Annotated in this window: 21 protein-coding genes; 8 read left to right on the top strand and 13 right to left on the bottom strand. The window is 35.9% G+C overall.

Annotation, left to right across the window (positions count from 1 at the left end; translation table 11 throughout):
- Positions 1–12: 12 nt before the first annotated feature.
- A complete protein-coding gene (rimO, locus tag A6M14_RS02765) occupies positions 13–1,356 on the bottom strand; it encodes a 30S ribosomal protein S12 methylthiotransferase RimO (RefSeq protein WP_152873506.1) in 1,344 nt (447 codons plus the stop codon).
- Between the two features lie 348 nt (positions 1,357–1,704).
- Between rimO and glnL the strand changes: the two genes are divergently transcribed.
- Complete coding sequence (gene glnL, locus A6M14_RS02760) at positions 1,705–2,814, top strand: nitrogen regulation protein NR(II) (protein ID WP_152873505.1); 1,110 nt, start codon at positions 1,705–1,707, stop codon at positions 2,812–2,814.
- Complete coding sequence (glnG, locus tag A6M14_RS02755) at positions 2,801–4,282, top strand: nitrogen regulation protein NR(I) (protein WP_152873504.1); 1,482 nt, start codon at positions 2,801–2,803, stop codon at positions 4,280–4,282. The genes glnL and glnG overlap by 14 nt, the downstream gene beginning before the upstream one ends.
- 77 nt (positions 4,283–4,359) lie before the next feature.
- Here the strand turns inward: glnG and A6M14_RS02750 are convergent, their stop codons facing one another.
- On the bottom strand, positions 4,360–4,689 hold the full coding sequence (locus tag A6M14_RS02750; RefSeq protein WP_152873503.1) for a hypothetical protein: 330 nt from the start codon (positions 4,687–4,689) through the stop codon (positions 4,360–4,362).
- Between the two features lie 56 nt (positions 4,690–4,745).
- A complete protein-coding gene (locus A6M14_RS02745; RefSeq protein WP_152873502.1) occupies positions 4,746–5,354 on the bottom strand; it encodes a carbonic anhydrase in 609 nt (202 codons plus the stop codon).
- Positions 5,355–5,579: 225 nt separating this feature from the next.
- On the opposite strand from A6M14_RS02745, the gene A6M14_RS02740 reads away from it, so the two are divergent.
- Positions 5,580–6,479 carry a LysR substrate-binding domain-containing protein gene (locus A6M14_RS02740; RefSeq protein ID WP_152873501.1) on the top strand — a complete coding sequence of 300 codons (900 nt, stop codon included), beginning with the start codon at positions 5,580–5,582 and terminating at the stop codon, positions 6,477–6,479.
- 75 nt (positions 6,480–6,554) lie between these two features.
- Here the strand turns inward: A6M14_RS02740 and map are convergent, their stop codons facing one another.
- A complete protein-coding gene (gene map / locus A6M14_RS02735; RefSeq protein ID WP_152873500.1) occupies positions 6,555–7,349 on the bottom strand; it encodes a type I methionyl aminopeptidase in 795 nt (264 codons plus the stop codon).
- Positions 7,350–7,693: 344 nt separating this feature from the next.
- Here map and brnQ point away from each other — a divergent pair, with 344 nt between their 5' ends.
- The 3 genes from brnQ to A6M14_RS02720 all read left to right on the top strand — a co-directional run bounded on the left by brnQ (position 7,694) and on the right by A6M14_RS02720 (position 10,783).
- The gene (gene brnQ / locus A6M14_RS02730) at positions 7,694–8,986 is read left to right on the top strand and encodes a branched-chain amino acid transport system II carrier protein (protein WP_152873499.1); all 1,293 of its coding nucleotides are present in this window, start codon (positions 7,694–7,696) and stop codon (positions 8,984–8,986) included.
- A gap of 378 nt (positions 8,987–9,364) precedes the next feature.
- Complete coding sequence (locus tag A6M14_RS02725) at positions 9,365–9,604, top strand: hypothetical protein (protein ID WP_152873498.1); 240 nt, start codon at positions 9,365–9,367, stop codon at positions 9,602–9,604.
- Between the two features lie 309 nt (positions 9,605–9,913).
- The gene (locus tag A6M14_RS02720) at positions 9,914–10,783 is read left to right on the top strand and encodes an alpha/beta hydrolase family protein (RefSeq protein ID WP_152873497.1); all 870 of its coding nucleotides are present in this window, start codon (positions 9,914–9,916) and stop codon (positions 10,781–10,783) included.
- Between the two features lie 68 nt (positions 10,784–10,851).
- Here the strand turns inward: A6M14_RS02720 and A6M14_RS02715 are convergent, their stop codons facing one another.
- Positions 10,852–12,375, bottom strand: coding sequence for a TerC family protein (locus A6M14_RS02715; RefSeq protein ID WP_152873496.1), 1,524 nt, complete (start codon positions 12,373–12,375; stop codon positions 10,852–10,854).
- A 481-nt stretch (positions 12,376–12,856) separates the two neighbouring features.
- On the opposite strand from A6M14_RS02715, the gene A6M14_RS02710 reads away from it, so the two are divergent.
- Entirely contained in the window at positions 12,857–13,321 is a 465-nt protein-coding gene (locus A6M14_RS02710; RefSeq protein WP_152873495.1) for a MarR family winged helix-turn-helix transcriptional regulator, read from the top strand.
- A 177-nt stretch (positions 13,322–13,498) separates the two neighbouring features.
- Here the strand turns inward: A6M14_RS02710 and A6M14_RS02705 are convergent, their stop codons facing one another.
- The 3 genes from A6M14_RS02705 to A6M14_RS02695 form a co-directional block, all read right to left on the bottom strand.
- Complete coding sequence (locus A6M14_RS02705; RefSeq protein ID WP_152873494.1) at positions 13,499–15,661, bottom strand: malate synthase G; 2,163 nt, start codon at positions 15,659–15,661, stop codon at positions 13,499–13,501.
- Positions 15,662–16,039: 378 nt separating this feature from the next.
- On the bottom strand, positions 16,040–17,161 hold the full coding sequence (gene zapE / locus A6M14_RS02700; protein ID WP_152873493.1) for a cell division protein ZapE: 1,122 nt from the start codon (positions 17,159–17,161) through the stop codon (positions 16,040–16,042).
- 86 nt (positions 17,162–17,247) lie between these two features.
- Positions 17,248–18,252, bottom strand: coding sequence for an AraC family transcriptional regulator (locus tag A6M14_RS02695; RefSeq protein ID WP_152873492.1), 1,005 nt, complete (start codon positions 18,250–18,252; stop codon positions 17,248–17,250).
- Positions 18,253–18,759: 507 nt separating this feature from the next.
- On the opposite strand from A6M14_RS02695, the gene A6M14_RS02690 reads away from it, so the two are divergent.
- Entirely contained in the window at positions 18,760–19,668 is a 909-nt protein-coding gene (locus A6M14_RS02690) for a LysO family transporter (RefSeq protein ID WP_152873491.1), read from the top strand.
- 128 nt (positions 19,669–19,796) lie between these two features.
- Here A6M14_RS02690 and pyrF read toward each other — a convergent pair whose 3' ends face one another.
- The 5 genes from pyrF to cmk all read right to left on the bottom strand — a co-directional run bounded on the left by pyrF (position 19,797) and on the right by cmk (position 24,026).
- Positions 19,797–20,477, bottom strand: a complete 681-nt coding sequence (gene pyrF / locus A6M14_RS02685) for an orotidine-5'-phosphate decarboxylase (protein ID WP_152873490.1) — start codon at positions 20,475–20,477, stop codon at positions 19,797–19,799.
- A gap of 232 nt (positions 20,478–20,709) precedes the next feature.
- Entirely contained in the window at positions 20,710–21,072 is a 363-nt protein-coding gene (locus A6M14_RS02680; protein ID WP_152873489.1) for a lipopolysaccharide assembly protein LapA domain-containing protein, read from the bottom strand.
- Between the two features lie 20 nt (positions 21,073–21,092).
- On the bottom strand, positions 21,093–21,395 hold the full coding sequence (locus A6M14_RS02675) for an integration host factor subunit beta (RefSeq protein ID WP_152873488.1): 303 nt from the start codon (positions 21,393–21,395) through the stop codon (positions 21,093–21,095).
- 162 nt (positions 21,396–21,557) lie between these two features.
- Entirely contained in the window at positions 21,558–23,234 is a 1,677-nt protein-coding gene (gene rpsA / locus A6M14_RS02670) for a 30S ribosomal protein S1 (protein WP_152873486.1), read from the bottom strand.
- Positions 23,235–23,342: 108 nt separating this feature from the next.
- Positions 23,343–24,026: a (d)CMP kinase gene (gene cmk / locus A6M14_RS02665; protein WP_152873484.1), complete on the bottom strand. Its 684-nt coding sequence runs from the start codon at positions 24,024–24,026 to the stop codon at positions 23,343–23,345.

The raw sequence follows: 24,026 nt of genomic DNA, 5'->3' as shown, positions 1-24,026 counted from the left end.
GGTATTCAAATCTTAAGCAGATTTAATCGAGATCAGTTTTGCATATAAATCGTATTCATCTGCATCTGTAATTTCGACTTCAAGTAAATCACCAGACTTAATTAACGACTTATCGATATCTTCAACAAAAACATTACCATCAATTTCAGGTGCATCCGCATATGAACGTGCAATTGCAACTGGGAATTCTTCATCCAAGTCATCAACCAACACCGTCATCACTTTACCAATACGCTTTTGTAATTTCGCAGCAGAAATGGCTTGTTGGACTTCCATGAAGCGCTCGTAACGCTCTTGTTTGATTTCTTCAGGAACATGATCTGGTAAATCGTTTGCTGTTGCACCTTCAACTGGTGAATACGTGAAACAACCCACTCGATCTAACTGAGCTTCTTTCAACCAATCCAACAACATTTGGAAGTCTTCTTCGGTTTCACCTGGGAAGCCAACAACAAATGTAGAGCGAATAACAAGATCAGGGCATTTTTCACGCCATACTGTTAAACGATCTAAAGTATTTTCACTATGTGCTGGTCGCTTCATCAGTTTTAAGATGCGCGGACTGGCATGTTGAAAAGGAATGTCTAAATATGGCAGGATTTTACCTTGTGCCATTAAATCAATAACAGCATCTACATGTGGATATGGGTATACATAATGTAAACGAACCCAAATACCAAGCTGACCTAAAGCTTCACACATGTCGAAGAATTTAGTCTTAACCGGCTGACCATTCCAGAAGTCAAGTTTGTATTTAGTATCTAAACCATAAGCAGAAGTATCTTGGGAGATCACTAATACTTCTTTAACACCTGCATTTTTCAATGCTTGTGCTTCGCTTAATACAGAACCAACAGGACGAGAAACTAAATCACCACGCATACTTGGAATAATGCAGAACGTACAACGATGGTTGCAACCTTCTGAAATTTTCAAATAAGCATAATGTTTAGGCGTAAGGCGAATACCTTGCGCTGGAACTAAATCGATAAATGGATTGTGTTTTGGTGGCTCAGGCACATATTCGTGCACAGCTTCCATCACTTCTTGATATGCCGCAGCACCTGTAACCTTTAATACATTTGGATGCATTTCACGGATTTTTGCTTCGTCTTTACCGAGGCAGCCTGTCACAATAACACGACCGTTCGCGCTCATGGCTTCGCCAATTGCGTCTAAAGACTCTTGTACTGCAGATTCAATAAAACCACAGGTATTTACAACAACTAAATCCGCACCGTCATAATCTGACGCTACATCATAACCTTCAGTCTTCAACTGAGTTAAAATTCGTTCGGAATCTACCAATGCCTTAGGACAACCTAAAGAAACAAAACCGACTTTGGGGGATTTCATGAATCTGCGCTCCACTATAATGCGCATATTGTATGTCTTTTCTAAACATAAAAATAGTTATAAAGCCCACTCTTTACATGTCGCACCAAAATACAGCCATAAAAATAATCATATAATTACAGTCGCACCATTATTGTGCATAAACTATTTACATTGTTTTCTCTATCCGCTATATCTTTGTAGATCGGAACAATTTAAGGGCATTTTTGAATTTTTAGTAGCAATTTTTGCCCAATTTAAACAAGTTGGCTCAGATGTTGCAGTAACTTGCATCAATTATGTTCTTTTTTTCGGAATTATTGCTTTACGAAGATGCTTCTGCATTTTGCAAACAGGACTTTATAACAAATGGATCAAGACTCGACTATCGACTATCGTTTGTTGGTAGATAATTTGGCCACTGCCATTCTACTGGTCGACAGTAATCTGAATATTTTTTATCTAAACTCATCTTGCGAAACCTTGTTTGATATTAGTTTATTACGTGCTGCGGGTCAGCCTGTTCTTAATTTACTTCACGTTCCAAGCGATGAGTTTAATACAGAAGAAGCCTTAAATAATTCTATTCGTACGGGGCAACCTTATACACGTCGTGAAGCAACCATCAATGTTAACTTCAAAGACATTCATGTCGATTACTCTGTTTCTTTATTAAATTACTCAAAAACATATCACCCTTTACTGTTGATCGAATTAAATCCGATTGATCGAATGTTAAAAATATCAAAAGAAGAAAAATTCGTTCAACAACATCAAGTGGCACGCCAACTCATACGTGGTGTTGCGCATGAAATTAAAAACCCTCTTGCAGGCATTCGAGGTGCGACCCAATTACTTGCAAGAAGCCTGAACGATCCACAATACGCAGAATTTACCGATATTATTATTAGTGAAGTTGATCGTTTACGTGTATTAGCAGATACGATGCTAGGTTCAAGACAATTACCAAGTTACGAACCGACGAACATTCATGAGCCTTTAGAACGTGTACGTTCGCTGATTAGCAATCAAACCAAAAAGAAAATCAAAATTACACGTGACTATGACCTCTCTTTACCCGATGTCCTTGCCGATCGAGATCAACTCATTCAAGTCATTTTAAATATTGGCGCAAATGCCGTACAAGCCATGACAGAAAATAAAGAGTTCTTTGTCGACCATCAACCAGAACTATTTTTAAGAACAAGAATTCAACGCCTTGTCACCATTAATAGCGTATTGAACCGCTCTGCTGTTCGTATTGATATTGAAGACAATGGCCCAGGTGTACCAGAAGATATTTTAGAGTCTGTATTTTATCCTTTAGTGACAGGACGTGCTAAAGGAACGGGACTTGGTTTAAGTATCGCGCAAAACATAATGCACCAACATAACGGAATGATTGAATGCCAATCTGTTCCAGGAAAAACAATCTTTAGCTTATATTTACCTTGGGAGTCGAATCATGTCGAGAAATAAAATATGGGTCATTGATGACGATCGCGCTATGCGCTGGGTATTAGAAAAAACATTTAGAGAAGAAGGTTTCGATGTTACAAGTTTTGAAGAAGCTCAATCTGCTTTAGATCAACTTACATTAGAAGCACCTGATGTCATTTTAACAGACATTCGTATGCCGGGAATTGATGGTCTTACATTCTTAGGAAAAGTAAAAGCCAACTTCCCCGACCTTCCTGTCATTATTATGACGGCGCATTCAGATTTAGAATCTGCGGTTTCAAGTTATCAAACAGGTGCTTTTGAATATTTACCGAAACCTTTTGATATTGATGAAGCTCTTGCCTTGGTAAATCGTGCAATTTTGCACATTACTAAGCTACAACAACAAGAATCTGCAAAAACAGCACCGCCAATTCAATCTACAGAAATAATTGGCGAATCACCTGCAATGCAGGAAGTATTCCGCGCCATTGGTCGTTTATCTCAATCGCATATTACTGTTTTAATTAATGGTGAATCTGGTACAGGTAAAGAACTTGTTGCACATGCGCTTCATCGCCATTCTCCACGTAGCAGCAAACCATTCATTGCACTGAATATGGCTGCCATTCCAAAAGATTTAATTGAAACTGAATTATTTGGACATGAAAAAGGCGCTTTTACAGGTGCAAATACGCAGCGCCAAGGTCGTTTCGAACAAGCCAATGGCGGTACGCTATTTTTAGATGAAATTGGTGATATGCCCTTTGAAACACAAACACGCTTACTTCGTGTTTTAGCAGATGGCGAGTTCTACCGTGTTGGCGGACATATTCCTGTAAAAGTAGATGTACGAATTGTTGCTGCAACACATCAAGACTTAGAAAAGTTAGTGCATGATGGACGTTTCCGTGAAGATTTATATCACCGTTTAAATGTGATTCGTATTCATATTCCAAAACTTGCACATCGTAGCGAAGATATTCCTATGCTTGCACAGCATTTTCTTGCTCGCGCAGGTAAAGAACTTGGTGTTAGCCCTAAAATCTTACGTCAAGAAACCCAAGAATACATTCAAAAACTGCCTTGGCCGGGTAATGTACGACAACTTGAAAATACGTGTCGTTGGCTAACGGTAATGATTACAGGTCGTGAAGTTTATCCTGAAGATTTACCATCGGAACTCAAACAAATTCCGTTAAGTAAAATGCCTGAAGGTGAAATTCCACCTAATATTGAGCGCATTACGATTCATCACTGGGATGAATTATTGGGTCAATGGGCAGGTCAAAAGCTTCAAAATGGTGAAATGAAGATTTTAGACATTGCCATTCCAATGTTTGAACGTTCACTGATTAATGCTGCGCTACAACAAACACGTGGTCGTAAACGTCATGCTGCCGAATTACTTGGCTGGGGACGTAATACACTCACACGTAAGCTAAAAGAATTAGGTATGGACACTATAGATGATGACGTTGAAGAAGAAGTAGAAACTCCCAATTAACTTAATACATCTAAAATAAAAAAGCTCCAATATGGAGCTTTTTTATTACATTCTTTTTAGCAATTTATTCATCAAACTTAAGCTTGAACAAAACCGACATATCTTGAAAGATTTTGTGCACCTAAATCGCTTTGATAAATCACATAATTTGGATAATTTGTATTGGTCAATTCTTCAAACATATTGAGCTGATCATCATGTGCGTGAATTTCATCTACGCTACGCGACATACTGTGTTCAAATTCATCTGAAATATATTCAAAACCCAAGTCCATCGCAATAAATAAAACATGATCACACGGCTGAACATATTGCTCCTCAGTCCAGTCAATTACAGCATGTTTACAATGAGGACATTGAATATTATCTGTTGCAGTCATATTGGTTTGAATAAGTTGATAAGCCATTTTAGTCACAACAGAAAATTAAATATCCGACATTATAAAAGAATATGCAGCAGAAATTAATCAAAGAATTCTACAATTGCTGTATCCATACTGAATTTAGCCGCCACAATTTTTAATTCCCCATCTTCAACACGTTGCTTTAAGAATGAAGAATTCTCACATAACTCAATCACAATATTCTTCGCATTTTCTTGTATGGCTAATTTTGCAATTTCAACTAATTCTGCGGTTTTATTGTTTTCATAAACATCAATAACCGTTGGTTTAATATCATCAACTATTTGCTGTAAGTTTTCAGGTAAAACTTTACTCGGATTACGACACACATCAATAGTCGATGCAATTGCACCGCAATCACTATGCCCAAGAACAACCACCAAGGGAATTTCGTATTGCTTTACGGCATATTCAATACTTCCAATTTGTGATGGCTTAGCGATATTCCCCGCCACACGAATCACAAATACATCACCAAAACCTTGTGAAAATATTTGCTCGGGCAATACCCGTGAATCTGAACAACTCAAAATAACAGCCATTGGCTTTTGATCCGCCATCATAATTTGATGTGCATCTTCAAAACGTTGCACAGCAATCTCACCTGAGCTAAATTTACGATTCCCTTCAACTAAAATATCTAAGGTTTGTTCTGCCGTATAACGCATAATATGAACTACAAAAAGTGGAAGTTTCAAATCTTAGAGAAATGTAAAATTAGCAACAAATAAAACAATTCAAATCACACTATTTAAAACATAAAACCTGAGTTCCACTACATTTAAACTATTATAAATACACGAAAAAAATTGATAATTTTACTAAATTAAAATTGACTTTATAGAACAATAAAAATTTAATGAGCATATTGTTGCATAAAGAGAATATAAAAAATGCTTACAGATTTAGATGATTTTTCTTGTTTTGCTATGGTTGTTGAACATGGCGGCTTTAGTGCAGCCGAAAGAGCAACTGACATACCAAAATCAAAATTAAGTCGTCGCGTACATAATCTTGAAGAGCGTTTAGGTGTTCGCTTAATTCAACGCAGTTCACGCCATTTTGCTGTGACTGATATTGGTATGAATATCTATCGCCATGCTCAAGTTATGCTGAATGCAGCTCAAGCAGCACACGAATTAGTGGATCATTTAAGTACCCAGCCTCGTGGCTTAATTAAAATTAGCCTGCCTGTATCAATTGCTCAAAATGAAATGGCAAAAATTTTGCCAGACTTCCTCAAGAAATACCCTGAAATTAAACTACAGATGATGGTAACAAACCGTCGTGTAGACATTATCAATGAAGGGATTGATATTGCTTTACGTGTTCGCTCAAGCCTAGATGATGACCCAAGCCTAATCATTCGTCGTTTTGCAAATATTGAACAACATTTATTTGCAACACAAGCCTATTTAAATGAACATGGCGACCTCAAAACACCTGAAGATCTTACAAAACATCAAATATTAAGTATGGCTGATGAGCATATAGATCAATTTATTACCGTTTATAACAATCAAAATGTGCAGAAAAAAATCAAAGTAAACCCTACGATCATGGGATCAGATTTACTCATGATTGCTCAGCTTACAAGTCAAAACTGTGGCGTGGCTTTACTTCCAGACCCTATTGCAAAAGATTATGTACAAAATGGGCAACTTGTTCGTGTTTTACCCGACTGGAAATCACAACATGGTATATCTCATGCGGTTTATCCATCTAAACGTGGTTTACTACCTGCTGTTCGCGTTTTTATTGACTATCTTGTTGAACACTTAAGCCAACACTAAGTTTTTCAGAAATGAATGACAATAAAAAGCCCATCAAATAGGATGGGCTTTTTTCATATACGCATTTCGTTCTTTTTAAATTTCAGGATATGAACCTACACCTTCAGGCCATGGCGTCAACAACTCAAAACCAGTATCTGTCACAACAACCATGTGTTCCCACTGCGCAGACAAAGATTTATCTTTTGTAACTACAGTCCAACCATCTTTCAGCTCTTTCACGCCAGATTTACCTGCATTAATCATAGGTTCAATGGTAAAGACCATGCCTTTTTTCAGCACCATACCTTGACCCGCTTGACCATAATGTAAAACACTAGGTTGTTCATGATAAGTCGTGCCAATACCATGTCCGCAATATTCACGTACCACTGTATAACCATCTCTATGTGCTACACTTTGAATAGCAAAACCAATATCACCCAATGTTGCACCTGGTTTTACCGCATGAATACCCGCAACCATGGCTTCATATGTCGTGTCACATAATTTTTTTGCAGCAGGTGAAACATCACCTACATAGTACATTCGACTTGTATCGCCAAAGTATCCATCTTTTATAATTGCAACATCAATATTAATAATATCGCCATCTTGCAATACCGTTTTCTGAGATGGAATACCGTGACATACCACCTCATTCACAGAAATACATGTGGTTTTGGTATAACCGTAATAACCCACATTGGCAGGAATTACCTTTAATGTATTAACAATAAAATCATTACAAATATCATCTAAGTATTCAGTCGTGACACCAGGCTTTACGTATTCCCCTATCATCTCTAAAACTTGCGCAGCCAGTCGCCCAGAAATACGCAACTTTTCTATATCTTGCTCAGTTTTAATTTTAACAGCGGAAGCTCGCATCTCTTTATGTCCGAAATTACATGAATGTTTATTATAGTCCTTTTAAACCTACATGTAAGCGAATGTACAAAATTCTCAAGCACCACCATAGGTTGGTTTTTAAACACTTAACCATTTTTTACAAAAAATTAAATAGATGCTTTATTTATCAAAACTGGCTTAACCATGATGATTTATTCTTAATTTACACTTTAAAATCATATGTATAATTTAAATCATATTTTAATTTTAGTTTAATTTTATATTTCGCATATTAAAAACACTCATATCTCACTGTATTTCGATTAGAAAATAAGAGCTTATTACTCTAAAATCGCCATTTTTGTTAAATACCGATCTCCTCCATGACGAATTTACGTACACGGGATATTATTGCCTTAGGTTTTATGACCTTTGCACTATTTATCGGTGCAGGCAACATTATCTTTCCACCTATCGTGGCACAGCAAGCAGGTGAACACGTTTGGTTAGCAGCTTTTGGCTTTTTAATCACGGCTGTTGGCTTACCTGTAATTACCATTATTGCTCTTTCACGCGTTGAAGGTTCTATTCAAAACCTCAGCTCACCTTTAGGTAAAGTGGCTAGTCTTATTTTGACGATCTCATGTTACCTTGCTGTAGGTCCTTTGTTTGCAACACCACGAACTGCAACCGTTTCTTATGAAATTGGCTTCTCTTCTTATTTTGGTACATCTGCTTCAAGCTTACTAATTTATAGTGCGATTTATTTTTCACTTGTAACGCTTGTTTCTTTATATCCAAATAAAATTTTAGATACGATTGGATATTTCCTATCTCCACTTAAAATCTTATCTTTGGTTATTTTAGGTGTTGCTGCATGTTTCATCCCATCGGGCTTTGTACCACCTGCAATTGGTAACTATGTAAATAGTCCAGTTTCTGAAGGTTTTGTAAATGGTTATTTAACCATGGACACTTTAGGTGCACTGGTATTTGGTATTGTGATTATTAATGCAATTCGCTCACGTGGTGTAACCGATGCAAAATTAACAACACGTTATGCTGTTATTGCAAGTTTAATTTCAGGTGTTGGCTTAACTTTAGTTTATTTAAGTTTATTTAAACTTGGTTTAGGTAGCCATGAAGTTGCTGCAAATGCTGCAAATGGTGCGGTAATTTTACATGCTTACGTACAACATGCTTTTGGTGACTTTGGCTCTATTTTCCTTAGTGCGATGATTTTTATTGCATGCATGGTTACAGCTATTGGCCTTACTTGTGCTTGTGCTGAGTACTTCTCACAGATTACTAAACTTGCCTACAAATACTGGGTATTTATTTTAGTTGGCTTCTCATTTGTTATTTCTAATTTAGGTTTAACAAAACTAATTGCCTTCTCTGTACCTGTTTTAAGCGCACTTTACCCACCTGCTATTGTCGTGATTCTTCTTGGTTTCTGTTGGAATTTTTTCAATAATCCATCTCGAGTAATTACACCTGTTACAGCAATCGCATTTCTTTTTGGTATTGTAGATGGCTTAAAAGTTGCTGGTTTAGATCAATATCTACCTGCTTCTCTCACACATTTACCATTAAGTTCACAAAATTTAGCATGGCTTATCCCATCTTTATGCGTACTGGTGATTTGTATTGTGATCGACAAAGTTAAAAAATAATCAAAATTAACCTTTGTTCTTTAAAGTTATGTTTTACCCAAATATAACTTTGCATATAATCAATAATTGTCTAGTTTTACCCAAACAGACTTTTATTGTTTATAGATCACAATTCAAAGCACAAAATTGACATAAAAATAATTTAATACTTTTATCCAATATATTTGGCATACATTATGCTTTAACTTTATTCATGTATTTTTAATAAAACCCATTGTTCGATAAATATTAAAGCCACCTTATTTATGTAACCAATTAATATTTATTATGTAAATGGTAGTATTAGCCATTGAAATACAATCAAATACAGCGTACAACTAATAAATCAATTTCCGATCAAAATACTATGATTTAGTAAAACCCTAAGGAGGGATGGAGATGTTATCAACACATTTCAACAAAGAAATCTTCATTAACACTCTAAAGACCAAACACATGGTGACGTATTTAAGCACCACTTTTGCTCTTATGATGATTTTAGCTATACATGGCATCATTCAAGGCAACTTAAAACCTGAATTCTTTGTATATGCTTTTGTTGTTTCACTTGCTTTTGCTATGTGGAACATCATCGATCACAAATGTCGTAAAACCTTAAAGCGTAAAACATTTGATTAGAAGGTGGATGCTCGTCATCCATCTTCAAAATCATACAAATACAAATACAAATACAAATACAAATACAAATACAAATACAAATACAAATACAAATACAAATACAAATACAAATACAAATACAAATACAAATACAAATACAAATACAAATACAAATACAACCTAATCATGAAAAGCTTATCAGCATTTTCAATATTTGAATCCACATTCCATTCAACATCTGACCTTCAAGTCAAAAATATCATTCAGTTTCTTTTGGGAACTTGTGTACATTATTGGCTATAAATTACATTCAATGACTGAATTCCCGCTATGACCACATTTGAAGATATCCAAATTCAATGTCGCGATAATTATATATTATCAGGACGATACTACCCTTCGAAATCAAATACAAAACACTCCCACCCCATTCTTATTTGTCCTGCTACAGGCATTACAAAAAATTTCTATCACTCATTTGCTGAATGGTTAAGTGAACAAGGCTATAACGTATTAAGTTTCGACTTTAGAGGCATTGGAGATTCACTTCACGGTCGAATTAAAGACTCAAAAGCCAGTATTGTGCAATGGGGTCAACTCGATATTCCTGCGGCAATTGAAACACTATTAACAAAAACAGGCACAGAGAAAGTCATTATTTTAGGGCATAGTGCTGGAGGACAGCTTTTAGGGATTGTGCCAAATTATGAAAAAGTCGCTAAAGTTGTTGCCGTATCAGGCTCTACAGGACATGTGAAAGGCTTAAAAGGTCGCACAAAAATTCTTGCACCTCTTATGTTTAAAGCTATTTTCCCGTTAGCAAGATACAGTATTGGCTATGGCCCAACAAATGCTATTGGTATGGGTGAAAACCTACCGAAAGATGTTGCAAAACAATGGGCTCAATTCTGCGGTAAATCTGGCTATATCATCAATGCAATTGGGCACAGTGTTCATGTAAATGACAACTATCATGAAAAAATTAGCGCACCTATCATTTCTCTTTGGTCATCCGATGATGAAATTGCAACCGAAGCCAATGTAAAAGATTTACTGCGTTTATATCCCAACAGCCAAACCCATATGATTGAACTCAATCCTCAAGCTTATAACCATAAAGCGATTGGACATATGCTCATGTTTAAAAAATCCCATCAAAACTTATGGTCAATTATTGAAAATGAGCTCCACATAAATTAATACCCAACCCTGTACTACAAAATGTAAAAAGCCTCACAATCGTGAGGCTTTTTATTTACAGCTTAAAATTAGTGACGAATTAAAACTGTTTTGATTCTATTAGAATCCATTTCGGTCACTTCAAAGCTAATTCCTTGATAATTCAATGTAGAACCAACCTGCACTTCACTTTCAATTTTTTCTAGTATTAGACCTGCAACACTAATATATCCTGCATCATCTTCAACAAGATCTAACATTCCAAGTTCAAGCTCAAGCTGATACACATCAAGCATGCCACTCGCCTTCCATGTTGTTTCATCTAGCTTCACCAAATCAAGCTGTTCATCTGCATCGGGGAATTCACCCGCAATAGCTTCAAATACATCTAAAGGTGAAACAAGACCTTGAACCGCGCCAAATTCATCACTCACCAAAACTAAAGATCCTTTTGATGTACGTAATGTATTAATAGCATCAATCACTTTCATTTTCTCGAAAATGTAAATTGGACGATGACGCTTAATCAAATCTTTCAACTGATCTTGATCATCTACAACATCCAGTAATTCTTTGGCACGAACAACACTAATCACTTTATCTAGGCTGCCTCGGCACACTGGAAATAAGCTGTGTGGTACAGATAAGATCTTTTCACGGATTTCTTCTGGACTATCGTCTAAATCCACCCAAGAAATTTGGCTTCTTGGCGTCATAATAGAAGCAACCGAACGCTCAGCAAGTGTTAATACACCACCAATCATGTAACGCTCTTCATCAGCAAATGTTTCTTTTGCCTCACGGACATGACCATCAGCATCTTGAGTTGTAAGCTGTCCGCCCATCAATTTTAATATCGAATCTGCAGTACGGTGACGTAGTGGAATTTTCGACTCGTGTTTCACCACGTTCCGCTTTGAAAATTGATTAAATGCTTCAATCAGAATTGCAACGCCAATACCTGAGTAAATATACCCCTTAGGAATATGGAAACCAAAGCCTTCTGCAATTAAGCTAATACCAATAAGTAAAAGGAAGCTTAAACAAAGAATGACCACTGTAGGATGTCTATTTACAAATACAGTGAGTGGTTTAGATGCAATTAACATCACAATAACAGCAATGGTCACAGCTGCCATCATCACGTAAATATTATCGACCATACCAATGGCAGTAATAACTGAATCTAGCGAAAATACGGCATCAAGCACAACAATTTGTGCAACCACCATGGTAAAACCAGCATATACAACTTCTGAGGTTGATTGAACTTCTGGCTTTCCTTCAATTTTTTCATGTAGTTCTGTAACGGCTTTGTACACCAAAAACAAACCACCAAATAATAGAATCAAGTCTCGACCAGAGAATGATAAATCTGCAAATTGTACGATGGGTTTTGTTAAAGTGACTAGCCACGCAATAACAGAGAGAAGTCCTAAGCGCATAAATAACGCTAAAGAAAGACCAATAATACGTGCTTTATCTCGTTGTTCTGGAGGAAGTTTTTCAGCTAAAATAGCAATAAAGACTAAGTTATCAATACCAAGAACAATTTCCAAAATTATTAATGTTATTAAACCAACCCAAATTCCTGGATCTAATAAAAACTCCATTAGTCCACTACTCCATTTTGGTTAGTCGGAAACTGTGTATAAAGACCTGCGCGCTGCGACGGATCCATGTTTTAAACCTATTCAACAATAATTAACACTATTATGCATAAACTTTTAATTTTGTAATTTATTTTTTTAGAATATCTCATAAACCATTAATAAATAATAATATTTTTACAATAAGAACAACACAACAATTTTTTAAGTTCAAATATTATAATTAGAGTAATTTTCACATATAGCATCTATTTTTTTTATTTAACCGCCTCATAAAAATATACAATAAAACAACACTAACATACATTAAATAACATTTAAATTAACCAATAATGTGAAACAATTTACATAAGCCATTAAAAATAAATACTTTGACCACATTAAAGAATTTTAAGAAATACTTGAAATAGTGAACTACTTCACATAAAATATTAACCGTTCAGAAACTAAAATTAGAAAACAATTCAAATATAAAGGCAAAACCATGAGTAAAAAATACACAAAATTTCTACCAAGCTCAGAAAATTTTTCATTAGAACAATTTCCATATTATTGGATTTCTCAAGTCTATTCTCAACAAGTCAACCAAGTTGATCATGCATTAAAGAAATATGGCCTAGATAATTCACGCCGTCGACTTCTTATGGCATTAAAATCTAAGCCAGATGCTAGTGTTTCTGATTTATCAGATATGGTTGTATCTAAGATGTCAACAACAACTAAAATCGTATACCGCCTTAAGGATGAAGGTCTAGTACAGACTTATTCTTGTGAAGATGATGCTCGTATTACTCGTGTTGTTCTTACCGATAAAGGAAACGAAATGACAAACAAAATTAACGACCTAACAGCCGTTGTTTTAGAACAGTCTTTCGACGGATTAACACCTTTACAAATTGAAAAAATGATTGAAACTTTACGTCATATTTTCAAAAACTTATCACGTTAATACTTTTAAAATACAATAAGAATGTATGGAATATTTCTTTTAATAAAAAATATATCTCCTTAACTTAAATTATTTCCAACAATAAAGTACCCATTTAACGGTTTAATTTTAAAAACAACTGAACATAAAAAAGCCTCGAAAGAGGCTTTTTTATTTAACAATTAGATCTAGATGAAATTAATCACCTGTATAACCTTTTAGCTTCAAACGTGCAGCATGCAATAGAGGCTCTGTGTAACCAGATGGCTGTTCAGCCCCTTTAAAAACTAAGTCATAAGCCGCTTGATAAGCATAACCATTAAAGTCAGGTGCCATTGGCGTATAAAGTGGATCATTCGCATTTTGCTCATCCACAATTTTAGCCATACGTTGCATAACTTCTTCAACTTGCTCTTTGCTTACAACACCATGACGCAACCAGTTTGCAACGTGCTGTGAAGAAATACGTAATGTTGCACGATCTTCCATTAAACCAACGTTATTGATGTCTGGAACTTTAGAACAACCTACGCCTAAATCGACCCAACGAACAACATAACCTAAAATACCTTGAAGATTATTTTCAAGTTCTTTGGTTTTTTCTTCAGCAGTCCAGTTTGTATCTGTAGCCAATGGCGGTGTTAACAAATCATCTAAAGGAAGTGCTTCGGTTTGTAGCAACTCTTTTTGACGTTCAGAAACATTACATTGATGGTAATGAATTGCGTGAATTACCGCACCAGATGGAGATGGAACCCATGCACAGCTCGCACCTGCTTCAGGATGTTCAATTTTAGTTTTGTACATATCTAAAAGCATATCTGGTTTTGGCCACATGCCTTTACCAATTTGTGCTTTACCACGTAAACCTGTTTGCAAACCAATCATTACATTTCGGTTTTCGTAAGCTGGGAACCAAATTTGAGATTTAACTTCAGTTTTACGAACAAATGGACCTGCTTCCATAAAGGTATGAATTTCATCACCCGTACGATCCATAAAACCTGTATTGATAAAGATCGTACGATCTTTGGCTTGAGCAATACAGTTTTTCAAGTTTACAGATGTACGACGCTCTTCATCCATAATACCTATTTTTAGCGATTTTGCAGGTAAGCCTAATGCTTGCTCTGAACGAGTAAATAATTCAACAGCAAATGCAACCTCTTCTGGACCATGCATTTTTGGCTTAACAATATACATAGAACCCTTACGTGAGTTTCTATTTTCGTTTTCGCCTTTAATGTCTGCAAAAGTAAGTAACGGTGTAATTAAGGCATCCATGATACCTTCATAAATTTCAGCACCATCTACCAAAATTGCAGGATTCGTCATTAAGTGACCAACATTACGAAGTAACATGAGTGAACGACCATGAAGTTTCGCAACACCACCATTTAAATCGCTATATGTACGGTCTCTATTTAAAGTACGTGTTACTGTTTTGCCATTCTTTTCAATAGATTCAGCCAACGTACCTTTCATTAAGCCTAACCAGTTACGGTAGCCTTCTACTTTTTCTTCTGCATCTACAGCAGCAATTGAATCTTCTAAATCTTGAATAGTTGTTACGGCAGACTCAAGAACAAGGTCTTTTACACCAGCAGCATCTGTTTGACCAATTGGGCTTGTCGCATCAATTTCAATAATGACATGCAAACCATTGTTCAATAGTACGATTTCTTTTGGAGAAGATGCATCACCATTAAAACCAACAAATTGAGCTTCTTTTACTAAAGTCGTTGCTGAACCATCTTTTAGCATTACAGCTAATTTTTTACCATCAACAGCATATTTTGTAGCATCTGCATGCGAACCTGATGCTAATGGGAAGGTTTCATTTAAGAAGTTTTTAGCAAATGCGACAACTTTTTCGCCACGTACAGGGTTATAACCTTTGCCTTTTTCAGCACCACCATCTTCAGGAATTACGTCAAAACCGTAAAGTGCATCGTACAAAGAACCCCAACGTGCATTTGCTGCATTTAAGCAGTAACGTGCGTTACGAACTGGTACAACCAATTGTGAACCTGCTAAAAGTGCGATTTCTTCATCTACATTTTCAGTGGTAATTTGAAAATCTTCTACTTCTGGTAGCAAGTAGCCAATTTCTGTTAAGAAAGCTTTGTAAGCCCCCAATTCAAATTTGTTATTACGGTGCCATTCATCAATTTTTGCTTGAATGTCATCGCGCTTTGCAAGCAATGCTTTATTTTTAGGACTAAGATCAACGACAACTTGTTCAAAGTTTTTCCAGTAATTTTCACTGTTTAAACCAGAACCTGGTAATGCTTCATTTTCGATAAAATCGTAGAGTTCTTTAGCAATTGCTAACTTGCCTTTTTGAATACGTGCAGTCATTGTCTTTCCTGATATTGCTACTTTTTATACAAGAGTTTCTAGTATACCCATTTATACTTTAGTGAATAGCATTATCACATTGCTAAATATTCATCATTTATTATCAAATAGATACCTATATTTTTAATAAATTTATAGCTAGAAATGCAACAATAATATTCGCTTGAATACTCTTTTATAATGTATAAATTTTCTGTATTACGAAATTAGACTTAAGTTCAGATTTTTGTTTTAAAACTATACAAAGCCTAGGGTTCATTAAACTAAATGAACAAAGATTAAGCCATGAAATTCCCTAATTGTCGACCCAATCAACAAAAATACACACAATAAAAAAGCACCTAAATTTAGATGCTTTTTATTAAAAACCTAAGGACTTTAGATGTTTTTATGTTCAGTATTTAAGTAGTCATCTGACTGCATTTCAAGCAAACGTGAACGCGTGCGTTCAATTTCAAAGGCTAATTTTTCACCTTCGTAAAGATCAATAATTGAATCCTCAGATGTAAGAAGCAATTTTACCCCTCTATCATAGAATTCATCGACCAAATAAATAAAGCGTCGCGTCCCCTCAGATAAATAATCATTCAAATGCGGAACATTACTGACCAAAACAGTATTATAAACATTCGCAATTTCAATAAAATCTGCAGGACTACGTGGTTTTAAACAAAGCTCTGAATATTCACACCACAAAACATCTTCAGTATGGCTAATTGTTTCCACAATACGACTATTAATAATGATCGGCTCTTGTGACTGAACTTGAGTTTGCGTTAATGCTGCATAACGCTGAGACATCCACAATTTATGTTCATGTGTTAATGGCGATTTAAACAATTGTGCCTGCTTTAAAACACGCAAACGATAATCCACACCAGCATCTACATTTAGCACGATACAGTTTGTTTTAACTAGCTCAATTGTTGGAATAAAACGATCGCGGTGAATACCATTTTTATATAATCCATCTGGCGCAATATTTGATGTTGCAACCAATGTTACTCCACGAGCAAAAAGCTTTTGGAATAAATCACTCAAAATCATTGCATCCGTTACGTTAGAAACAAAAAATTCATCAAAACAAATCACCACAGCATCTTTATAAATTTGCTCTGCAACCAAATCTAAAGGATTTCTTTGCCCTGAAAGTTTATTGAGTTCTTTATGCACATGCTGCATAAAATGATGAAAATGCATGCGTGTTTTGCGACGAAATGGCACTGAATCGTAAAATTGATCCATCAACCATGTTTTTCCACGCCCTACACCACCCCACATATAAACGCCTTTAGGCGGCACTTGTTTACGAAAACGACGAAATGCTTTTTTAGATGCTTTATAGCGCTGAATTAATTCTTGCCATACTCGATCTAACTCATGCACAGCCTGAGCTTGAGCTTCATCTGGCATAAATTGTCCTGAAGATATTGCCTGTGCATATCGTTCTGCAGGTGACATCGGATTAAACGCTGTATTGATTGAGTGTAAATCTGGCATATTTTTCAAGACTAATTTTGGGCTGATGGATTATAACGAAGATTCTCATACATTTTATATAACACTTTTGAATAAATAAGCTTAGGCTATTTATATTGCCGCGGGCTATGTCCAAACCATCTTTTAAATGCATGGTTAAACGCAGCTGGCTCTGAATAGCCCAGTAATTCAGCAATTTTTTCAATAGAATATTCCTGATATTCTATTAATTTAAGTGCTTTATATTTAATGATATCTTCACGAATTTGTGTGTAGCTCGTTTGCATTTGTTGTAACTGATGACGCAATGTTCGCTCAGGTATTTTTAATGCCTTAGATGTTTCAGCCATAGTGGGCATTGATCCCACTTGAAGCTCTAAATAATCTGTAACACGCTGTATAAGTGATGGCTCCAAATAATGTACATTTAAACGAATTAACTCCGCGATACATTTCTGCTCATAAACTTTAAATGAAATTGGATCAGCAGATGTTACTTTCTCATTCAATACCACTGAGTCAAAATAAAAGATGGTATGCTCTGAATCAAATTTAATATTATCGCCAAATATATCTATATACATTTGCTTTATAAAAGATTTTTCTGGAGATTTAAATGGTAAATTCACACTTAACGATGGAAATTTTAAATCCATCATATTGTATAAGTCTTGAATAAATCGATAAGTACCTGAAACTTCACAATGCGCCAAAAATTGCCCCAACTGCGTTTTCAAATCTAAAGGTTTCAATATTAATGCAACCTTATCGTCCAAATACTGAACATGAATTTGCCCACTTAAATGAGTTAAACAGCTATATTCCATAACCTTTTCAAGCACTTTTTGAATATTTTCACTTGTAACAAGCAACATTAACAATGAACTATAACCCACTAAAGAATAATGCTGACCAATTATTAATCCTTGTTCTGGCTCAAGTCCTTCACCTAATATTTCTAAAACATCTCGCTCCAAACTTGGGTGAATAATAGAGCTTGGGTCTATCGCACTTTCACTCAACCCTATTCTTTTTAATTTTTGGTCGACATCAATCCCTGCTTTACGCATTCCTTGAATTAAATACAATAAACTCAGAATTGATCTTTTCATGTAAAACGATATTTAGGCTTTTATATTTTTTACTCTATTTAATATAACTTTCATATTGCCGAAACTATCAATATTTAAGCCTATAGAAGCATATGACTGCTGTGATGAGCTATTTATATCAATATTCGATATAGAAAATAATAAATACATGATGTTCTATTAGATATACATTCCCCTTCATTTAGACCAAAAATCTCGGTTTAAGCGATGCTTATCCACGACATCTCAAAAAGATAAAGACCCAAAAAAACAATAATGTGAAATTTTCATTCTATACAATAAAGTCATCAATATAATTTAGCTATGCAAGCTAATATCAATAAAATGAAGGATATCTTTTACATTTGATTCAGACTAAAGATGCAAATATTAACTGAAAGCTAAAAATTGATGATGATCGCCTTTTATATCCATAATCGAGTTAAAATTTAACTTTATGTAAATGATAAAAACAAATACACATTAAAATAGTCATAATAGCCAAGTGTTTTTAATCTACTTTTTTATATGCAATCTATTTGGCTTATTACTCAGTTACTTATTTGTTTAGCATTGGGCTTTTTATGTGCCCATCGCATTCCAAAATTTATAGAAAAAATTTCATTTAAAGTTTTACCCTATTTTTCTTATATTTTGCTATTCGCAATTGCTTTTGAATTTTCGCAAATCATTGAAACGATTTCACACCCTCAACTTATACTTAAAAATGCCCTCGCACTTTCATTAAGTACCACTTTGGGTACTTTTATATGTTGCTATCTCATTTTTAAAACTGTGGGATACTCATCAACACACGGCAAGGTTTCTTTAGATTTATTTTTAAAATCATTAATTAATATTAGCTACGCCCTTATCACACTTGCCGCAGGTTATTTCAGTGCATCACTATTACAATCTATAGATTATTCACTACATTTAAATTCTTGGTATTTACTTCTTATTTTTATGTTTTTAATTGGTCTAGATTTAGCCCACTCACCGCTCGATAAATCTTGGATCAATTGGAAAATTTTGCTTGTTCCTGTAGGTGCAATTATTGGTTCTTTATTGGGTGCATGTTTTAGTCTTTTAATCACTCAGAATATAGCCTTAAAAGACCTGATTATGCTTTCACAAGGATATGGATTTTATTCCATGACGGGCATTGTTATTACAGAATTACGTAATGCTGAATTGGGAAGTATTGCCTTAATGAATGATTTATTTAGAGAAATTATCGCAATTTTACTCATGTATATACTGGGATGGAAATACCCAAGATCTGCAATTGCAGCAGCGGGTGCAACATCAATGGATGCAACATTACCTATGGTTAAACAAGCATGCGGCAATGAATTTATTCCGCATGCCATGGTCAGTGGTTTTATTCTCTCTATTCTCGCACCCATTGTGGTGAGTATATTGGCAGCTATATAGCCCTATCTCTAACTCTCTCCCAATGGGAGAGAGAAATCTATAATTCTATTCTTGATTAAAAGTAAAAAAATCCCCCTTACAAAAAGGGGGTTCCCCTCCCTTTTGTAAAGGGAGGTTGGCAGGGATTCTTAAAGCGTCGCTAAAATATCTTTTAAAGCCTGACCTGGGTTTTCAGACTTTGTAATTGGTCGACCAATCACTAAGTGAGTAGAGCCATCTAACATTGCTTGTTTAGGCGTAACAATACGTTTTTGATCATCTGCATTTGAACCCTCTGGACGAATTCCCGGAGTCACTAAAGAAAAATCATTCCCTAATGTTTCACGCAACATTTTCGCTTCTTGAGCAGAACAAACCACACCATCTAAACCACTATCTTTGGTTAAAGCAGCCAAACGTTTTACGTGTTCAAATGGCTCAACATCTAAGCCAATATCTCGAAGATCTTCACGGCCCATAGACGTTAAAACAGTTACTGCGATTAATTGTGTATTGTAATTACCTGCTTTTAAACGCTCCACGCATGTTTCCATCATCTTACGACCACCAGAAGCATGCACATTCACCATCCACACACCCATTTCTGCTGCTGCACATACAGCTTGTGCAGTCGTATTAGGAATATCATGGAATTTTAAATCAAGGAAAACTTCGAAACCACGATCGTGTAAGGCTTTTACAACAGCTGAACCTTCATGTGTAAATAACTCTTTACCAACTTTTACTCGACATAATGCAGGATCTAACTGCTCTGCCATTGTTAATGCGTCATATTGGCTTTTAGCATCTAATGCAACAATGATACTCAAGAGATTTACCTATCGTTCAGACAAAAAGAAAGCACATTATAAAGCTTAATCCTGCATGAACAAAAGAAATAAAAGTTAAGAAATATGAAGCAATTAGTTTGAATTACATTTTTCATCTTTTCATCGACATAAAAAAACACCCATCAGAATTCTATGGGTGTTTAATTTTTTATCAACTATATTAAAAGCTTCCGAAATAAAGGAAACAAAAATTATATTTGACACACAATATTTAAAGACTGTTTGAACGATCCTCAGGACTTATATCCAAAACTGTCTTCTCATGTCGTGTATTTGCAGCCGCTTCCGCTGCTGCAGATTGAGCAGTTTTAATTTGCTCTTTACGAAGGTATTCAATATCTTTACGCAAGCGCTTAATTTCCCAACTTTTTTGGAATACTCTAAATATTTGAACACCAAGCAACAATCCTAGAACAAGACCCAAAGAAAGTGTTAGTAATAACAACAATCCTAAGCGCATTGCAGGTACTTGTGTAAATAACAAGTCTACAGATAGTTCCGTACTATTTTGTAGAACAAGTGCAAGAGAATACCCAAAAAGTACAAGTAAAATTATGACTAAGACGTAACGCATAAATATTCCTTCAAATATATTTATTCTGCTGATTCATTCACAGCGTCGCGCAATGCCTTACCCGGTTTAAAGTGAGGTACAGCTTTAGCTGCCACTTCAACTGATTTACCAGTTTTTGGATTACGACCAACACGTGGTTCACGATGATGTAGCGCAAAGCTACCAAATCCACGAATCTCAATTCGATCATCTGAAGACAATGATGCAATCATTTGATCGATCATTATTTTAACAGCTTCTTCCACCAAGGGTTCAGCCAAGTGTGGGTTTTTTAGAGAAATTCGCTCTATTAAGTCAGACTTATTAAGTGCTTCGCTAGTCATCTACGACCTCTTTAATTATCAAGCTACCTTAGAATACCTATGATAATAACCTGTTTAAATACAAAACGGTAGCGTAATAAGTTAATACTACGCTACCGTTTATTGTATTTGTGTAAAAAGTATTGGTTAATTTATACATTAACAATACCTTAAAACGAATACTTAGTTACCCATTTGAGCTTTGATCAAATCACCAATAGTCTTAGGACCATTTTCTGAAGTAGTTGCTGCAGTTTTCAAGTTTGCAACAGCTTCTTTTTCTTCAGCTTCATCTTTCGCTTTGATAGACAAGTTGATAGCACGTGACTTACGATCAACGTTGATGATTTTAGCTTCAACTTCTTGACCAACTTCAAGGAACTTAGTTGCATCTTCAACGCGATCGCGGTTGATTTCAGATGCTTTAAGAGTCGCTTCAACTTCGTCAGCTAACTTAATAGTAGCGCCTTTAGCGTCAACTGCAGTTACAGTACCTTTAACTAAAGCACCACGTTCGTTAGTCGCTAAGAAATCATTGAACGGATCGTTGTTCATTTGTTTGATACCAAGGCTAATACGGTTGCCATCAGCATCTACAGATAAGATAACTGCTTCAACAGTGTCACCTTTCTTGTAACGACGAATAGCTTCTTCGCCTTGTTCGTTCCAAGAAATATCAGACAAGTGAACTAGACCATCGATACCACCAGGTAAACCGATGAAGATACCGAAGTCAGTGATTGACTTGATAGTACCTGAAACTTTTTCGCCTTTATCATGGTTTTTAGAGAACTCTTCCCATGGGTTAGCACGAGTTTGTTTAATACCAAGAGAAATACGACGACGTTCTTCATCAACTTCAAGAACCATAACATCAACTTCATCACCAATCTGAACTACTTTAGATGGGTGGATGTTTTTGTTAGTGTGATCCATTTCTGAAACGTGTACTAAACCTTCAACGCCTTCAGCGATTTCTGCGAAACAGCCGTAGTCAGTTAAGTTAGTTACGCGAGCTTTAACGATAGAACCTTTAGGGTAACGGTTCATGATCGCTAACCATGGATCTTCGCCTAATTGTTTAAGGCCTAAAGATACGCGGTTACGTTCTTTGTCAAATTTAAGTACTTTAACAGTAACTTCTTGACCAACTTCAACAACTTCTGATGGGTGCTTGATACGTTTCCAAGCCATGTCAGTGATGTGAAGAAGACCATCGATACCGCCAAGGTCAACGAATGCGCCGTAATCAGTAAGGTTTTTGATAGTACCTGTAACTGTTTGACCTTCTTCAAGCTGAGCAAGAAGAGCTTCACGGTCAGCTGAAGATTCAGCTTCCATAACAGCACGACGAGATACAACAACGTTGTTACGTTTAGCATCAAGTTTGATTACTTTGAATTCTAACTCTTTACCTTCAAGGTGAGTAGTATCACGGATAGGACGTGTATCTACTAAAGAACCCGGTAAGAATGCACGTACTGGACCGATGTCAACAGTGAAACCGCCTTTAACTTTACCAGAAATAACACCAGTAACGATTTCGCCATCTTCAAAGATTTTTTCAAGTTTAGTCCAAGTTTCAGCGCGTTTAGCTTTTTCGCGTGAAAGAACTGTTTGACCCATACCGTTGTCAAGAGCTTCAACAACAACGTCTACAGTGTCGCCAACTTGAACTTCAAGTTCACGTTGTTCATTTAAGAATTCAGCACGGTCAACAACACCTTCAGATTTAAGGCCAGTGTCAACAGTTACCCAATCAGAGTCAATGCTTACTACAACGCCTTGGATGACAGCACCCTTTTCAACGTTGAGGTTTAATTCGCTTTCTTCAAAGAGGGCTGCAAAAGATTCGGTCATGATATACCTGATAAAGTCAGCGGTCTTGGATCAGACAAGGCCGGTTTAATAGAGCGTTCACATAGTCCGTATAAGACTGATCAAGCTATGCTTCTGCTAAAAAATTATTTAGTTTACTAATTTCTTGTCGATATAAGTTGTCATTAACTTGAATACTTCATCGATGTTCAAAGCTGAACTATCAATCATGTATGCATCAGTTGCAGGCTTGAGTGGAGCGACTTCGCGCTCCATATCTCGCTTATCTCGAGCTTCGATATTAGCTAAAATGTCGCTTATTTTAACATCTAGCCCCATAGCCTGCAACTGGTTTACTCGTCGCTCGGCTCTAGACTGAGCAGAAGCGGTTAAATATATTTTCGCTTGTGCTTGTGGAAAAATAGAAGTCGCCATATCTCGACCATCTGCAACTAAGCCAGGCGCTTGTGCAAAATCGCGTTGGCGTTGCAATAATGCAGTTCTAAGTTTTGGAATTGCCGCAACTTTTGAAGCAAAGCTTCCAACTTCTTCTGTACGAATTTGCTGAGATACATCTTCATTATCTAAAAGAACTTTTGTACCTTGTTCGCTACTTAAAAATTGAATATTTAATTGTGACGCAATGTGTACGCATTGCTCTAAATGCGTCTCTAATTTTTCCAGTAAATCTTGCTTTTTTAATGACAATCCAAGTAAACGATAAAGCGCACCCGAATCCAGAAGATGGAATTGATAATGCTCTGCAAGTTTTGCAGCGAGTGTTCCCTTGCCTGAACCACTTGGACCATCAATCGTAATAATTTGAACTGTCAT

Origin of the sequence: Acinetobacter portensis (assembly GCF_009372215.1) — a bacterium.
Classification (GTDB): domain Bacteria; phylum Pseudomonadota; class Gammaproteobacteria; order Pseudomonadales; family Moraxellaceae; genus Acinetobacter; species Acinetobacter portensis.
The sequence above is the reverse complement of the archived record's forward strand: the minus strand, read 5'-3'. Positions and strand labels throughout refer to the sequence as shown.

Bases quoted from the DNA above. Each gene is read 5' to 3' on its own strand.
- rimO (WP_152873506.1), bottom strand. From the start codon at position 1,356: ATGAAATCCCCCAAAGTCGGTTTTGTTTCTTTAGGTTGTCCTAAGGCA.
- glnL (WP_152873505.1), top strand. From the start codon at position 1,705: ATGGATCAAGACTCGACTATCGACTATCGTTTGTTGGTAGATAATTTG.
- glnG (WP_152873504.1), top strand. From the start codon at position 2,801: ATGTCGAGAAATAAAATATGGGTCATTGATGACGATCGCGCTATGCGC.
- A6M14_RS02750 (WP_152873503.1), bottom strand. From the start codon at position 4,689: ATGGCTTATCAACTTATTCAAACCAATATGACTGCAACAGATAATATT.
- A6M14_RS02745 (WP_152873502.1), bottom strand. From the start codon at position 5,354: ATGCGTTATACGGCAGAACAAACCTTAGATATTTTAGTTGAAGGGAAT.
- A6M14_RS02740 (WP_152873501.1), top strand. From the start codon at position 5,580: ATGCTTACAGATTTAGATGATTTTTCTTGTTTTGCTATGGTTGTTGAA.
- map (WP_152873500.1), bottom strand. From the start codon at position 7,349: ATGCGAGCTTCCGCTGTTAAAATTAAAACTGAGCAAGATATAGAAAAG.
- brnQ (WP_152873499.1), top strand. From the start codon at position 7,694: ATGACGAATTTACGTACACGGGATATTATTGCCTTAGGTTTTATGACC.
- A6M14_RS02725 (WP_152873498.1), top strand. From the start codon at position 9,365: ATGTTATCAACACATTTCAACAAAGAAATCTTCATTAACACTCTAAAG.
- A6M14_RS02720 (WP_152873497.1), top strand. From the start codon at position 9,914: ATGACCACATTTGAAGATATCCAAATTCAATGTCGCGATAATTATATA.
- A6M14_RS02715 (WP_152873496.1), bottom strand. From the start codon at position 12,375: ATGGAGTTTTTATTAGATCCAGGAATTTGGGTTGGTTTAATAACATTA.
- A6M14_RS02710 (WP_152873495.1), top strand. From the start codon at position 12,857: ATGAGTAAAAAATACACAAAATTTCTACCAAGCTCAGAAAATTTTTCA.
- A6M14_RS02705 (WP_152873494.1), bottom strand. From the start codon at position 15,661: ATGACTGCACGTATTCAAAAAGGCAAGTTAGCAATTGCTAAAGAACTC.
- zapE (WP_152873493.1), bottom strand. From the start codon at position 17,161: ATGCCAGATTTACACTCAATCAATACAGCGTTTAATCCGATGTCACCT.
- A6M14_RS02695 (WP_152873492.1), bottom strand. From the start codon at position 18,252: ATGAAAAGATCAATTCTGAGTTTATTGTATTTAATTCAAGGAATGCGT.
- A6M14_RS02690 (WP_152873491.1), top strand. From the start codon at position 18,760: ATGCAATCTATTTGGCTTATTACTCAGTTACTTATTTGTTTAGCATTG.
- A6M14_RS02680 (WP_152873489.1), bottom strand. From the start codon at position 21,072: ATGCGTTACGTCTTAGTCATAATTTTACTTGTACTTTTTGGGTATTCT.
- A6M14_RS02675 (WP_152873488.1), bottom strand. From the start codon at position 21,395: ATGACTAGCGAAGCACTTAATAAGTCTGACTTAATAGAGCGAATTTCT.
- rpsA (WP_152873486.1), bottom strand. From the start codon at position 23,234: ATGACCGAATCTTTTGCAGCCCTCTTTGAAGAAAGCGAATTAAACCTC.
- cmk (WP_152873484.1), bottom strand. From the start codon at position 24,026: ATGACAGTTCAAATTATTACGATTGATGGTCCAAGTGGTTCAGGCAAG.